The following is a 13,476-nucleotide window of genomic DNA, read 5'->3' on the forward strand; positions in this document are numbered from 1 at the left end:
CGGCGTCGCCTACGACCCCGCCAAACACGGAGCCCTTCAGGCTCTGATCCAGCAAGATCAACAAGCAGCAGCTTGACACAGGGCTACTCATGACATCACCACCGGTTTGATCTGATCTCTCTCTGTCGCGAACACGATGGACGGGTCGGGAATCCCCGGCGCGTTGACGAAGCTGACGAACCGGGCGAGCTTGTCCGGGTCCTCCAGCGTGGCCCGCCACTCGTCGGCGTAGCCGGCGACGTGCCGCTCCATGTGGGCGTCCAGGTCGGCGCAGATGCCGAGCGAATCGTCCATGATCACAGAGCGGAGGTAGCCGAGCCCGCCGTCGAGCGACTCGATCCACGCCGCGGTGCGCTGCAGCCGGTCGGCCGTGCGGATGTAGAACATCAGGAACCGGTCGACGGTCCTGATCAGCTCCTCGGTCGTCAGGTCGGCGGCGAGCAGGTCGGCGTGGCGGGGCTTGAACCCGCCGTTGCCGCCCACGTACAGGTTCCAGCCCTGCTCGGTGGCGATGACGCCGAAGTCCTTGGAGCGGGCCTCGGCGCACTCGCGGGCGCAGCCGGACACGGCAGACTTGATCTTGTGCGGCGCGCGCAGCCCGCGGTAGCGCAGCTCCAGCGCGATGGCCAGGCCGACCGAGTCCTGCACCCCGTACCGGCACCAGGTGGAGCCGACGCACGACTTGACCGTCCGCAGCGCCTTGCCGTAGGCGTGGCCGGACTCGAACCCGGCCTCCACGAGCCGCCGCCAGATCTCCGGAAGCTGGTCCACCCGGGCGCCCAGCAGGTCGATCCGCTGCCCGCCGGTGATCTTCGTGTAGAGGCCGAAGTCGCGGGCCACCTCACCGATGACGATGAGCTTGGCGGGGGTGATCTCGCCGCCCGGGATGCGCGGCACGACCGAGTACGTGCCGTTCTTCTGGATGTTGGCGAGGAAGTGGTCGTTGGTGTCCTGGAGGGCGGCGTTCTCGCCTTCCAGCACGTGCCCGTGGAGCAGCGACGCGAGGATGGAGGCCACCGCCGGCTTGCACACGTCGCAGCCCCGGCCCTGCCCGTGCTCGGCGATGAGCTGCGAGAAGGTGCCGATGCCGCGGACCCGGACGATGTCGAACAGCTCCGCCCTGGAGTACGCGAAGTGCTCGCACAGCCCCTTGCCGGTGTCCACCCCGGCCTTCTCCAGCAGCTTGCCGAGCATCGGCACGCAGCTGCCGCAGACGGTCCCGGCCCGGGTGCACGCCTTGACGGCGGCCACGTCGGCGCAGCCCCGCTCGGTGATGGCGGAGCGGATCTCGCCCGCGGTGACGTTGTTGCACGAGCACACCTGCGCGTCGTCGGGCAGATCGAGCTGGACACCGCCGCCGGTGAACAGCAGGTCGGCGGGGGGCGCGGGCAGCGGCTTGCCGACGTAGGGGCGGAGCGTGCCGTACGGGGAGGCGTCGCCGACGCAGATGCCGCCGAGCAGCGTGCTGGCGTCGTCGCTGATGAACAGCCGCTTGTAGACCCCGCCCACCGGGTCCATGTAGGTGACGTCGAGCGCCCCCTCCATCGCGCCGAACTGGGCCACCTCGACGCCGAGCAGCTTCAGCTTGGTCGACAGGTCGGCCCCCGCGAACGCCGCGTCTCCCCCGGTGATCCGCTCGGCGGCGACCTCGGCCATCGCGAAACACGGCCCGGCGAGCCCGTACACCATGCCGTCGTACGCCGCGCACTCGCCGACGGCGTAGATGTGCGGGTCGGTGGTGCGCATGGCGGCGTCCACGACGACGCCGCCGCGCTCCCCCACCGCCAGCCCGCACTCCCGGGCCAGCTCGTCGCGCGGCCTCACCCCGGCGGAGAAGACCACGACCTGCCCCTCGACCAGGCCGCCGTCCGGGGTGCGCACCCCCGCGACGCGCCCGCCGTCCACGACGACCTCCTGTACGCCCGAGCCCGTGTGCACGCTCAGCCCGAGCGCCTCGATGTGTCCTTTGAGCACCGCGCCGCCGCCCTCGTCCACCTGGCGGGGCATCAGCCACGGGCTCATCTCCACGATGTGCGTGCGCAGCCCGAGCCCGCGCAGCGCGTCGGCGGCCTCCAGGCCGAGCAGCCCGCCGCCGATCACGACGCCGCTGGTGGCCTCCTTGGCGGCCATCCGGATCGCGTCCAGGTCGGCGAGGGTGCGGTAGACGTGCGCGTGCTCCGCCCCGGGCACCGGCGGCACGAACGGCCGCGAGCCGGTGGCGAGCACCAGCACGTCGTACGGCTCCGGCTCGCCGCCCTCGACGGTCACCACCCGGGCCCGGCGGTCGATGCCGGTGACACGGCTGTTCAGCCTGGTCACCACGCCGGGCGGGACGGGGTAGGCCAGGTCCTCGGCGGAGACCCCGGTCAGGTAGGAGGTGAGCGCCACCCGGTCGTAGGCGGGCGCCGGCTCCTCCCCGATGACCGTGATCGTCCCGTCGAACCCCCGTTCCAGCAGGACCTCCACGAGCCGGTGGGCGGCCGGGCCGTACCCGGCCACGACGATCTTCCTCATGCCGAGACCCCTTCCTGTTCGCACAGCCAGGCGACGATGCCCGCCACGGCGTCGCGGCAGGTGCCGCAGCCGGTGGTGGCCCTCGTCGCGGCGGCCACGCCGGCCACGTCCCTGGCGCCCGCCTCCCAGCAGGCCCTGATCTGTCCCTTGGTCACGTCGTTGCAGTGGCAGACCTTCGCCGCGTCGGGCATCAGCGTCGGGCTGTCCGTCTCGGGCGCCGCCGACAGCCCCGGGAACAGCAGCCCGGCGCGGTCGCCCGGCAGCGGCCCGCCGCGGTCGTAGAGCTGGGTGAGGGTGCCGACGGCGTCGATGTCGCCCAGCAGGATCGCGCCGACCAGCCGGTCGTCGCGGATGACGAGCTTGCGGTAGGTGCCGCGGGCGCGGTGGCTGAAGCGCACCACCTCGGCGTGCTCGTCGGTCAGATGCGTCTCGCCCATCGCGGCCAGCTCGACGCTCTTCGCCTTGAGCCGGGTGACCAGCCGGGAGCCGCGGTAGCGGGACTTGCCCCCGGTGATCACGTCGGCGGCCACGGCGGCCTGCTCCCAGGCGGGCGCGACCAGCCCGTAGACCGTGCCGTCGTGCTCGGCGCACTCACCGATCGCCATGATCGACGGGTCGTCGGTGCGCAGCTCGTCGTCCACGACGATGCCGCGCCGCACCTCCAGCCCGGCCTCCTCAGCCAGCGCGGTGAGCGGGCGGACACCGCAGGCGAGCACCACCAGGTCGCCCTCCACCAGCTCGCCGCCCGCCAGCCGGACACCGCCGTCCTCCACGGCGGCGGCGCTGACGCCGGTCCTGATCTCGACGCCCAGCCCGGCCAGCGTCTCGCCCAGCACCAGGCCCGCCTCGGCGTCGAGCTGCCGCTCCATCAGGTGGTCCGCCAGATGCAGCAGCGTCACCGGCAGGCCGCGCCCCGCCAGGCCGCGGGCCGCCTCCACGCCGAGCAGGCCGCCGCCGACCACCACCGCGCGGCGGCCGCCCTCGGCCGCCTTGATGATGCGGTCGCAGTCGTCCAGCGTCCGGAACGGGATGGCCCGCCCGACGCCGGGGATCGGCGGCACCACCGCCTCGCTCCCGGTGGCCAGCACGAGCAGGTCGTACGGTTCGCGCCTCCCGCAGGCGGTGTGCACGGCGCGCGCCTCGCGGTCGATCCAGGCGACGGTGCTGCCTGGCACCGCCTCCACCCGGTGCGTGTCGTACCAGGACAGGTCGTGCAGGCCGAGCTGGTCCGGCCTGGCCTGGCCGGCGAGCACGTTCGACAGCAGCACCCGGTTGTAGGGGCCGCCCGGCTCGGCGCCGAACACGGTGATCGGCATCCGCCGGTCGCGCGCGCGTACCTCGCTGACCAGGCGCGCGCCCGCCATCCCGTTGCCGACGACGACGAGCCTCACGTGGCCCGCTCCACCCGTACGGCGCAGACCTTGAACTCCGGCATGCGGGACGTGGGATCGAGCTCCGGGTTGGTGAGCAGGTTCGTCCCCTCCCAGTGAAACGGCATGAACACGGTGTCGCTCCTGATCGCGTCGCTGATCCTGGCCACGCCCCCGGCCCGGCCGCGCCTGCTGGTCACCCGCACCCGGTCGCCCGCCCCGATCTCCAGCCGGGCGGCCAGATCGGGGTGGAGCTCCACGTACGGTTCCGGCTCGGCCTCGGTGAGCGGGGCGATCCTGCGGGTCTGCGCGCCGCTCTGGTAGTGCGCGAGCACCCGTCCCGTCGTGAGATAGACGGGATACTCCTCATCGACCTCCTCGGCCGGCCCCCGATGCTCCACCACCACGAACCTGGCCCGCCCATCGGCGGTGGCGAACGAATCCAGAAACAACCGCGGCGTCCCCGGATGCCCCGCCCCGGGACACGGCCAGAACACCCCGACCTCCCCACGCCCCTGAAGGTGCGCGCCGCCCTGGGTTTCCTCGCGCCCTTGACGGTGCGCGCCACCCTGGGTGTCCCCGCCGCCCCGAACCTCCGCGCCGCTGCGAAGCAGCGCGCCGCCCTGGGGCTCCGCACGTCCGTGGAGGGGCGCGTCGTCCTGGGGTTCGCCGGGGTGAGGGGGCTGGGGGGCGGCGGTGAGGCGGGGGTAGGTGATGCCGGAATAGTCGGCGGGGCCGCCGGCGGTGGCGCGGCGGAGTTCGTCGAAGACCTGGGCCGGGTCGGCGGGGAAGTCGTGGCCGAGGCGGCGGGCCAGCGCGGCGATCACGTCCAGGTCGGTGCGGACGCCGGGCGGGGGTTCGACGGCCTGGCGCCGGAGCAGGACGCGGCCTTCCAGATTCGTCAGGGTGCCGGTCTCCTCGGCCCACTGGGTGACGGGGAAGACCACGTCGGCCAGGGCCGCGGTCTCGGACATGACCACGTCGCAGACGACGAGCAGGTCCAGTGCGCGGAGCCGGGAGGCAACGCGGGAGGAGGCGGGCGCGGAGACGACCGGGTTGGAGCCGAACAGCAGCATCGCCTTCGGCCCGTCCGGCGTGCCGAGCGCGTCGAGCAGTTCGAACGCCGACCGGCCCGGCCCCGGCAGGCTGGCAGGGTCGACACCCCACACGCCGGCGACGTGCGCGCGGGCCGCCGGGTCGTCGATGCGGCGGTAGCCGGGGAGCTGGTCGGCTTTCTGCCCGTGTTCCCTGCCGCCCTGGCCGTTGCCCTGGCCGGTGAGGCACCCGTACCCGGAGCCGCGCCGCCCGGGGAGGCCGAGCGCCAAAGCGAGGTTGATGAACGCGGTGACGGTGTCGGTGCCCTGGGCGTGCTGCTCGGCGCCCCGCCCGGTGAGCACGTACGCGTTCTTCGCGTGGGCGAGCGCGCGGACCGCCTCGCGCATGCGCGGCACCGGCACGCCGGTGATCCGTTCGACGCGCTCGGGCCACCAGGCGGCGAGCGAGGTGCGTACGGCGTCGAACCCGCTGGTGCGGCCGGCCACGTACGCGGTGTCCACCAGGTCCTCGGCGACGGCCAGGTGGAGCAGGCCGAGCGCGAGCGCGAGGTCGGTGCCGGGCGCGGGCCGCAGGTGGAGCCAGGCGAGCCGGGCGGTGGCGGTGCGGCGCGGGTCGACGACGATGAGGCGCGGCCCGGTGAGGTGGCGGACGAGCGGCGGCATGGTCTCGGCGGGGTTGGCGCCCGCGAGCAGCACGACGTCGGCGCCTGCCAGGTCGGTGACGGGGAACGGCAGGCCGCGGTCCAGGCCGAAGGCCCGGTTGGAGGCGGCGGCGGCCGACGACATGCAGAAGCGGCCGTTGTAGTCGATCTGGCTGGTGCCGAGCGCGACGCGGGCGAGCTTGCCGAGCAGGTACGCCTTCTCGTTGGTGAGCCCGCCCCCGCCGAACACGGCCACGCCGTCGGGGCCGTGTTCGCGCTGGACGGCGGCCAGCCGGTCGGCGACGTGGTCGAGCGCCACGTCCCAGTCCACCGGGCGGCCGTGCAGGAGCGGGCTGGTCAGGCGGGTGCCGTTGGTGAGGAGTTCGGCGGCGGTCCAGCCCTTCTGGCAGAGGGCTCCGGCGGCGTTGGCCGGGACGTCGGTCCGCGGGGTGATGGTGATCCGGGGCCTGTCGGCGCTGATCGCCATCCCGCACTGCAGCGCGCAGTACGGGCAGTGGGTCTTGACCGGTTCGCCCATCAGACCCTCGCGTGGGCGAGGCTGGCCACCCGGGAGACGCCGACGGTGCGCAGGTAGCACCACCAGGTCAGGGCGGCGCAGCTCGCGTAGAAGGCGCCGAAGGCGAGGAACGCGGCGGCCGGGCCGCCGGTGGCGGCGAACGACATGCCGAAGGCCCGGTTGATGAGGAACCCGCCGAGCGCGCCGACGGCGGAGATGATGCCGATGGCCGCGGACGCCTGCCGCCTGCCGTGCCCGGCGTCGCCCCGCTCGGCGGCCGCCTTGGCCTGGAAGATCGCGGGGATCATCCGGTAGGTGGAGCCGTTGCCGAGGCCGGAGGTCAGGAAGAGCGTCTGGAAGGCGAGGAAGAACAGCCAGAAGCTGCCGGATCCGGACGCCAGCCAGACGAGCAGCACACCGCCGCCCATCGCCGCGAAGTTCCAGAGCGTGACCGGCGCCCCGCCGAGCCGGTCGGCCAGCCAGCCGCCCACCGGCCGGACCAGCGACCCGATCAGCGGCCCGGTGAACGCGACCGCGGCCCACGGCGAGTCCGGGAAGAGGCCGGTGCTCAGCAGCGGGAACGCGGTCGAGTAGCCGATGAACGACCCGAACGTGCCCACGTACAGGAACGCCATCACCCACGTCTGCGCCTTCCCGGCGACGGCGAGCTGCTCGCGCGGGGCGGCCTTGGCGCCGGTCAGGTTGTCCATGAAGAGCCACGCGCAGACGGCGGCGGCGACGATGAACGGCAGCCAGAACCACCCGGCGGCGGCCAGCCCGAACGCGCCGATCACCAGCGGCATCAGGAGCTGGACCGAGCTGACGCCGATGTTGCCGCCGGCCGCGTTGAGGCCGAGCGCGACGCCCTGCTGGGAGCGCGGGTAGAAGTAGGCGATGTTGGCCATGCTGGAGGCGAAGTTGCCGCCGCCGACCCCGGCGGTGGCCGCGATCAGCAGGAACATCCAGTACGGGGTGTCCGGGCTGCTCACCGCCACCCCGAGCAGGACCGCGGGCACGATCAGCAACAGCGCGCTGACCACGGTGAAGTTCCGCCCGCCGAACCGGGACGGCCCGAACGTGTACGGGATCCGCAGCACCGAGCCGATCAGGTTCGGCAGCGCGACGAGCCAGAAGAGCTGGTCGGTGCTGAAGGCGTAGTCTCCCAGCCGGGCGGCCACGACGCTCCACACGGTCCAGACGGTGAAGCCGAGATGCTCGGCCAGGATCGAGAAGATCAGGTTGCGCCGGGCGACCTTCCGGCCGGTGGTCCGCCAGAAGGCCGCGTCGTCGGGATGCCACTCGGCGATCCAGCGCGCCATCGAGTCCTCCTACGTTCTGAGCTGGTTCGAACGTAGGAACGGCGGGTTACGCACAGAGGCGGATCGGCGCTGTGCGTGCGTTACGAGTGGCTCACCCGCGCAACAGCCGATACACATGCGTCACAGCGGAAACACGCCGTTAACATCCCGGCGGGGCCGCCGCACACCCCCTGAGCTGCCGGAATCGTCGCGGGATAGGCGGACGCGGGCTGAGGTTACAGCTCTTCGGACAGGGGAACAGCTTTCACAGCAAGGGGGGACATCATGATCAAAATGCTCCACAAGATGGGCATCAAGTCGAATCACATGTACCTGGCGGGACTCGGCTCCATCGGCCTGGCCTTCGCCACCTGGATGGCGTCCAAGAACAAGGAGGCCGCCGGCCTCGACCGCGCCGACCGCTGGGGGATCTTCGTCGGCGAGTGGGCGCCCACGTTCTTCGCCATGGGGGTCGCGCTCCGCATCGAGGAGACCCACCGCGAGCTGGGCGAGGGCATGGAGGAGGAGATGTACGGCGAGACCGGCCGCAAGACTACGGAACGGGTGCACGCCGGCACCGGCATGTGACTTCCCGGAAGGCCCGCGGCCCGAGGGGGCCCGCGGGCCTTCTCATGTCCGGACGACGACCTTCCCGCGGACGCCGCCGGACTCCAGCGCCCGGTGGGCCTCGGCGATGTCGGCCAGCGGGTAGGCGGTGTCGAGCACCGGCCGGACCGCCCCGCTCTCCACGAGCCGCGTCAGCTCGGCGAAGAGCTCGTGGCCCGGGTTCCCGCTGAAGAACCGCACCCGGCGCGGCCCGTACACGCCGGAGACGAGGATGTGGGCCAGGGAGCGGACGGCGCGGTCGAGGTCGAAGGCGATCGCCACCATGCGCCCGCCGGGCGCGAGGAGCCTGCGGTAGGCCTCCATCCCGCTGCCGACGGTGTCGAGGACCACGTCGAACCGGCCGAGCTCCGCGGGGCGGATGGTCCGGTAGTCGAAGGCGTCGTGGGCGCCGAGCTCGCGGACGAAGTCGAGGTTGGCCGCCCGGGCCAGTCCGGTGACGTGCGCGCCGTACGCGCGGCCGAGCTGGACGGCGACGCTGCCGACGCCGCCGCTCGCGCCGCGCACCAGCAGCCGCTCCCCCTCCCGGAGCCGGGCCTTGTCGCGCAGCGCGGTGATCGCGGTGGTGCCGACGCCGGGCAGGGTGGCGGCCTCCACCAGGTCGATCCCGGCGGGGGCGTGGGCGAGGTGGCGGGGGCGGACGACGACGTACTCGGCCGCGGCGGACCAGACGGCCCGGCCGCCGCCCCACACCCGGTCGCCCACGGCCAGGGCGCGCATGGGAGAGCCGAGGGCGGCGACCTCGCCGGCGAAGTCCAGGCCGACCCCTCTGGGGAAGCCGCGGCCCATCAGGCCGGTCAGGAGGCGGAGCCGTCCGGCGCGAGCCGCCGGCTCTCCCCCGTTCACGCTGCTGGCGCGGACCCGGACCAGCACCTCCCCCGGGCCCGGGTCGGGCTTGGCCACCGTCCCCTCGTACAGCACCTCCGGCGGCCCGTACCTGTCGTAAAGCGCGGCGCGCATCTCGATCACCGTCCCTTCTACGAACCGACCCTAGGTCCGCAACCGGAGGGGGTGCTCCACTTACCGCTAATGTGAGAAGAGTGCCTGCCCGTCCTTCTCGGATATCGCTGCGCGCCGACGCGCTGCACAACCGCCACCGCATCCTCCAGGCCGCCCGCGAAGCCTTCGCCACCCGCGGGCTCGACGTGCCGATGGCGGCGATCGCGCGCCGCGCCGGGGTCGGCGTCGCCACCCTCTACCGGCGCTTCCCCACCCGGGAGTCGCTGGTCACGGAGGTCTTCGCCGACCAGCTCACCGCCTGCGCCGCGACGGTCGACGACGCCCTGGCCGACCCCGACCCGTGGCGGGCGTTCCGCACGGTGGTCGAGCAGGTCTGCGCCATGCAGGCCGCCGACCGGGGGTTCACCGCCGCGTTCCTGACGGCGTTCCCCGACGCGGCCGACCACGAGGAGAGACGCGCCCGCGCCGAACGGGGGCTCGCGGAGATCATCCGCCGGGCCAAGGCCGCCGGCAAGCTCCGCGCCGACTTCCACCAGGCCGACCTCACGATGCTGCTGCTGGCCAACGCGGGCATCGCCGCCGAGGCGTCGCAGGCCGCGCCGGCCGCCTCCCGGCGGCTCGTCGCCTACCTGCTCCAGGCGTTCCGGGCGGACCACGCCGATCCGCTGCCGCCGCCTCCGCCGCTCACCCTGAGCGACCTGTACGGCCGGGGTCGTGGAGCCGGGCGGCCGGGCGTGACACAGTGAGCGCATGATCCAAGGCGTTCACCTGCTGCTATACAGCCGGGATGCGGAGGCCGACCGGGCGTTCCTGCGGGACGTGCTCGGCTGGACCGCGGTGGAGGACAGCGGCTCGGGCGAGGGATGGCTGATCTTCGAGACGCCTCCGTCGGAGCTCGGCGTCCACCCGACGGACGGCCCGCCCTCGGTCGAACTGCACCTGATGTGCGACGACATCGAGGCCACGGCCGACGAGCTCGCCGCCAAGGGCGTGCGGACCACGCCGGTCGCCGACGCGGGCTACGGCCTCACCACCACGCTCACCCTGCCCAGCGGCGCCGAGCTCGGGCTGTACGAGCCACGCCACGACAGCCCGCTCAGCCGTTTCCGTAAGACGTGACTCAACGGGTGGCGAACTTCTCCAGGGCGTCGCCGCTGAGCCGGTAGCGGATCCACTCGTCGCAGGGGACGGCGCCGATGGACTCGTAGAACTTGATCGACGGCTCGTTCCAGTCGAGGACGGACCACTCGAAGCGGTGGTACCCGCGTTCCACGCAGATGCGGGCCAGCTCCGCCATGAGCGCCTTGCCGTGGCCGCCGCCCCGGTGCTGCGGCCGGACGTAGACGTCCTCCAAGTAGATGCCGTGGGTGCCCGTCCAGGTGGAGAAGCTGAGGAACCAGAGGGCGAAGCCGACCACCTCGCCGTCGTCGTTCTCGGCCATGTGGGCGAACACCTTGGCCTCGGGGCCGAACAGCGCGGCATGCAGCTGCTCCTCGGTGGCCTGGGCCTCGTCGAGCGCTTTCTCGTACTCGGCGAGTTCGCGGATCATCCGGTGGATGGCGGGGACGTCGTCAGGGGTGGCGGAGCGAATCACGAAGCACAGGTTAAGGCACACCCGCCACCGGTTCGTCCCCCGATCGGCGGATTTGAGCGCCCGCGCCGCCGGCACCGTCCCCTCGATCCGGTACGTGTCGCCGTGCGGCGGCGAGCCCGACGGGACGGCGCGGAGCCGCGACAGCACCGGCAGCACCGCGCCGAGCAGGCCGGCGAGGATCTCCAGGTGGAAGCGGTACAGCGGCTCGTGCACGCGGGCTTGAGCGCGTCCATCAGCACCAGCGGCGTCAGGCCGCGGAAGTCGCCCGCGGTGCTGGACCTGCTCTTGTCGAAGCTGCCGTGGGCGTGGCTCTGCCGCGCCCAGTAGCCGGTGTGGGTGAGGGTGACCACGCAGTCGATCACCTCGCAGCCGTGCAGGCCCTGCCGGAGCGTCCGCCGCGCCGTCTCGCCGACGTCGCGCATGAACGTGTACGGCATCGAGCCCAGCTCGACCTCCAGCCGGAACGTCACCCCGGACCCGGTCGGCCCCGGTTCGGCGCGCAGCCCGACCTGCCGCCCTGGGCGATGAACTCGGCCGCCGCGCCGCTGCCCGCCGGGCGTTCGACGCAGATCGTGGTGGTCTCCTGGAACGTGACCGCCAGCCCGAACTCCTCGGCCGGCGTCTGCTGGATCACTTCCTTCTGCACCTCCCCGTACAGCGAGTCATAGGTCTCCTGCCGCTCGTCGTCCTGACGCAGGCCGATCAGCGGGTCCTGCTGGGCGAGCGCGGCGTGCAGGGCGCCCCGGTCGGCGGGCCGGGCGGGCACCACGACCGTCTCCAGGGAGGGCGGCGGGAAGTGGCGGCGCGCCCTTCGGGGACCGGCCCGATGCGGACGCCGCCGAGCCCCGAGAGCAGGCCGAGCCGGAGTACATCGGGTGCACCAGGCCGGCGCGCGCCTGGCGGACGAGCGCGCGGCGCAGCCGGGCCCGCGGAATGGGCCGTTCGTCCACGTACGCGGCGAGAAGGTACTCGTCGTGGTCGGCGAGGAGCTCGGCCAGGCGCGGGTCGGCGGCGGGGGTGACGGCGGCAGCTCACGTGCCGAAGCCGGTGACGGCCGTCATGGCGACGCTCAGCGGGGCCAGGCGGGCTCTGAGGACGTCCAGCACCGCGCCGGCGAGGACGTGTTCGACCTCGGCGATGAAGTCGGGGTGGCCGGGCGTGTCGATCGGGTTGACCGTGACGTCGCCGAGGGGGAAGGAAACGATGTGCCGGTCAGCTCGGCAGATCGGCGCCGGCCCGTACAACCGATTTAAGTCGGACATTTCATGTTTCTGACTTTGAATGACGATTTCTCGTGATATGAATTGTCATGGAGATCCTGGGAGGTCAAGCGTGACGAAGGCCCCGGCCGTGCACAACGACCGGGGCCTTTCCCTGTTCACGCTCAGTCGCCGTTGATCACCGGCTCGATCCACTCCAGCGTGCCCGTCCGCAGCACCTCGTCCGCCAGCCGCTTGCCGGTGACCGTCCGGAGCGCGGCCAGCGAGCTGTCGATCCACGGCTGCACGTTCTGGTTGCCCTGCTCTCGGTACTCGACCGCCTGGATCAGGCACTCCAGCTTGTCGGCGTCACGCGCGCACACCGCCTCCAGGCTGGCCTTCTCCTCGTACTCGCGGACCGCGTCGCCCACCATCTCCGCGACCTGCCCCGGCAGGCCGCGCGTCTGGTCGGCGGTGACCTCCTCGTTGGAGGCCGCCTTGAGATAGCGCTTGCCGATGTACGGGATGTCGGTGATGCGGGTCTCCTGCGTGTCGTGGAAGAGGCTCATGAAGGCGGCCCGCTCGGGGTCGCCGCCCTCCAGCTTGGCGATCATGGAGGCGATGACGGCGGTACGGAAGGAATGGTCGGCGATGCTCTCCGGATCGCGTACCCCGGCCACCAGCCAGCCGGTGCGCTTGTACCTCTTGAGCAGCCCGAACTCGTACAGCAGCCCAGCCACTCCCGCCAAATCGCCGGTCACGGAGATCCCCCCTTTTAACCTCGTCCGCTCTGGAAAGCCCGAGCGTAGACGACGGGTGCCCGCGCGGCGGTGAGGCGAAACCCGTGGCGGCCGTTCGTCCAGGCGGTGTCTCCCGGTTCTCCCCGTTTTCCGTCATGAGCAGGCCGGGGCCCGATTCGCCGCCACGGGCCGGGGTAGCGCCCCAGGCATGTCCACTGGCACGTCCGCGCGACTGCTCACCGCCGCCGCAGCCCTCACCCTGGCCGCGACCGGCTGCGCCACCACGGTCGAGCTGAACGACCCCAACCGCCTGTATCGCCCGCAGAACGCCGGGGCCAACGGCGACGTGCGGGGCGTGCACATACGCAACGCGTTCCTGCTCGGCGGCCCGGAGGACGCGACCGCCTCGCCGTCGGGCGGGCAGGCCCTGTACGCGGTGCTCATCAACGACCGAGACCAGCCCGACCGGCTGGAAAAGGTCACCGTGGAGGGCGGCGGGAACGTCCGGCTGGCCGGGCCCGTCGAGATGCGCCCGCACGAGGCCGCGAACAAGCCGAACCAGCCCATCGGCACGGCCACCGGCACCCGCGGCGCCTACGTCCCGATGACGTTCAGCTTCCGCGACGCGGGTGAGGTGCGGCTGACGGTCCCGGTGATGCCGAGGGAGGGCGAGTACTCCGACCTGCCGTCGTCGCCCGCCGGCCCGCCGACGCCCACGTCCACCCCGTCGCCGAAGAAGCCGGGCACGTCGCCGAAGCCGACCAGGCAGCCCGAGCACGCGACCGGCGCCCCAGGCTGATCACGGGCGTTCTAGCATCGGTGACGTCCCGTATCACGACGAGAGAGAACACATGATCTAATCAGTTCATGGGTTTTCGGACTATCTCAGGTCGCTTGTGGGACGATTAGCGCGTGGCGAAGTTAGGGCGGCGAGCCAGCTTTGAGGAGCGCCTGCGAGCGTGTC

14 protein-coding genes are annotated in these 13,476 nt (G+C 72.5%); 4 read left to right on the forward strand and 10 right to left on the reverse strand.

What is annotated here, in order from left to right; all coding sequences use genetic code 11:
• Positions 1–87: 87 nt before the first annotated feature.
• From nirB to AB0J42_RS36900, 4 genes are read right to left on the reverse strand one after another with little or no spacing between them, the layout of a single operon-like run.
• Positions 88–2,514: a nitrite reductase large subunit NirB gene (nirB, locus tag AB0J42_RS36885; protein ID WP_364303084.1), complete on the reverse strand. Its 2,427-nt coding sequence runs from the start codon at positions 2,512–2,514 to the stop codon at positions 88–90.
• Positions 2,511–3,905, reverse strand: coding sequence for an FAD-dependent oxidoreductase (locus AB0J42_RS36890; RefSeq protein WP_364303086.1), 1,395 nt, complete (start codon positions 3,903–3,905; stop codon positions 2,511–2,513). The genes nirB and AB0J42_RS36890 overlap by 4 nt, the downstream gene beginning before the upstream one ends.
• A complete protein-coding gene (locus AB0J42_RS36895) occupies positions 3,902–6,118 on the reverse strand; it encodes a molybdopterin oxidoreductase family protein (RefSeq protein WP_364303088.1) in 2,217 nt (738 codons plus the stop codon). Before AB0J42_RS36895 ends, AB0J42_RS36890 begins: the two co-directional genes overlap by 4 nt.
• Positions 6,118–7,416, reverse strand: coding sequence for an MFS transporter (locus AB0J42_RS36900; protein ID WP_364303090.1), 1,299 nt, complete (start codon positions 7,414–7,416; stop codon positions 6,118–6,120). Before AB0J42_RS36900 ends, AB0J42_RS36895 begins: the two co-directional genes overlap by 1 nt.
• Before the next feature lie 264 nt (positions 7,417–7,680).
• Between AB0J42_RS36900 and AB0J42_RS36905 the strand changes: the two genes are divergently transcribed.
• On the forward strand, positions 7,681–7,983 hold the full coding sequence (locus AB0J42_RS36905) for a hypothetical protein (protein WP_364303092.1): 303 nt from the start codon (positions 7,681–7,683) through the stop codon (positions 7,981–7,983).
• Between the two features lie 42 nt (positions 7,984–8,025).
• Here AB0J42_RS36905 and AB0J42_RS36910 read toward each other — a convergent pair whose 3' ends face one another.
• Entirely contained in the window at positions 8,026–8,979 is a 954-nt protein-coding gene (locus AB0J42_RS36910; RefSeq protein WP_364303110.1) for an NAD(P)-dependent alcohol dehydrogenase, read from the reverse strand.
• 80 nt (positions 8,980–9,059) lie between these two features.
• Here AB0J42_RS36910 and AB0J42_RS36915 point away from each other — a divergent pair, with 80 nt between their 5' ends.
• Entirely contained in the window at positions 9,060–9,725 is a 666-nt protein-coding gene (locus AB0J42_RS36915) for a helix-turn-helix domain-containing protein (RefSeq protein ID WP_364303094.1), read from the forward strand.
• Between the two features lie 4 nt (positions 9,726–9,729).
• Positions 9,730–10,098, forward strand: a complete 369-nt coding sequence (locus AB0J42_RS36920) for a VOC family protein (protein WP_364303096.1) — start codon at positions 9,730–9,732, stop codon at positions 10,096–10,098.
• A gap of 1 nt (position 10,099) precedes the next feature.
• Here the strand turns inward: AB0J42_RS36920 and AB0J42_RS36925 are convergent, their stop codons facing one another.
• The 5 genes from AB0J42_RS36925 to AB0J42_RS36945 all read right to left on the reverse strand — a co-directional run bounded on the left by AB0J42_RS36925 (position 10,100) and on the right by AB0J42_RS36945 (position 12,533).
• The gene (locus AB0J42_RS36925; protein ID WP_364303098.1) at positions 10,100–10,573 is read right to left on the reverse strand and encodes a GNAT family N-acetyltransferase; all 474 of its coding nucleotides are present in this window, start codon (positions 10,571–10,573) and stop codon (positions 10,100–10,102) included.
• Positions 10,570–11,043, reverse strand: a complete 474-nt coding sequence (locus AB0J42_RS36930; RefSeq protein ID WP_364303100.1) for a hypothetical protein — start codon at positions 11,041–11,043, stop codon at positions 10,570–10,572. Before AB0J42_RS36930 ends, AB0J42_RS36925 begins: the two co-directional genes overlap by 4 nt.
• A complete protein-coding gene (locus tag AB0J42_RS36935) occupies positions 11,040–11,342 on the reverse strand; it encodes a hypothetical protein (RefSeq protein WP_364303102.1) in 303 nt (100 codons plus the stop codon). The genes AB0J42_RS36930 and AB0J42_RS36935 overlap by 4 nt, the downstream gene beginning before the upstream one ends.
• 262 nt (positions 11,343–11,604) lie before the next feature.
• Positions 11,605–11,835 (reverse strand): hypothetical protein, encoded by a 231-nt coding sequence (locus tag AB0J42_RS36940; protein WP_364303104.1) that lies wholly within the window; start codon positions 11,833–11,835, stop codon positions 11,605–11,607.
• Positions 11,836–11,957: 122 nt separating this feature from the next.
• Positions 11,958–12,533, reverse strand: coding sequence for an HD domain-containing protein (locus AB0J42_RS36945; protein WP_364303106.1), 576 nt, complete (start codon positions 12,531–12,533; stop codon positions 11,958–11,960).
• 187 nt (positions 12,534–12,720) lie between these two features.
• On the opposite strand from AB0J42_RS36945, the gene AB0J42_RS36950 reads away from it, so the two are divergent.
• A complete protein-coding gene (locus AB0J42_RS36950) occupies positions 12,721–13,311 on the forward strand; it encodes a hypothetical protein (protein WP_364303108.1) in 591 nt (196 codons plus the stop codon).
• Positions 13,312–13,476: the final 165 nt, after the last annotated feature.

The organism is Nonomuraea sp. NPDC049649 (assembly GCF_040675175.1).
In the GTDB taxonomy this organism is placed as follows: Bacteria; Actinomycetota; Actinomycetes; order Streptosporangiales; family Streptosporangiaceae; genus Nonomuraea.

Excerpts from the sequence above, each read along its gene's own strand:
- AB0J42_RS36910 (WP_364303110.1), bottom strand. The coding sequence starts at position 8,979 with ATGCGCGCCGCGCTTTACGACAGGTACGGGCCGCCGGAGGTGCTGTAC.
- AB0J42_RS36950 (WP_364303108.1), top strand. The coding sequence starts at position 12,721 with ATGTCCACTGGCACGTCCGCGCGACTGCTCACCGCCGCCGCAGCCCTC.
- AB0J42_RS36900 (WP_364303090.1), bottom strand. The coding sequence starts at position 7,416 with ATGGCGCGCTGGATCGCCGAGTGGCATCCCGACGACGCGGCCTTCTGG.
- AB0J42_RS36940 (WP_364303104.1), bottom strand. The coding sequence starts at position 11,835 with ATGTCCGACTTAAATCGGTTGTACGGGCCGGCGCCGATCTGCCGAGCT.
- AB0J42_RS36920 (WP_364303096.1), top strand. The coding sequence starts at position 9,730 with ATGATCCAAGGCGTTCACCTGCTGCTATACAGCCGGGATGCGGAGGCC.
- nirB (WP_364303084.1), bottom strand. The coding sequence starts at position 2,514 with ATGAGGAAGATCGTCGTGGCCGGGTACGGCCCGGCCGCCCACCGGCTC.
- AB0J42_RS36905 (WP_364303092.1), top strand. The coding sequence starts at position 7,681 with ATGATCAAAATGCTCCACAAGATGGGCATCAAGTCGAATCACATGTAC.
- AB0J42_RS36895 (WP_364303088.1), bottom strand. The coding sequence starts at position 6,118 with ATGGGCGAACCGGTCAAGACCCACTGCCCGTACTGCGCGCTGCAGTGC.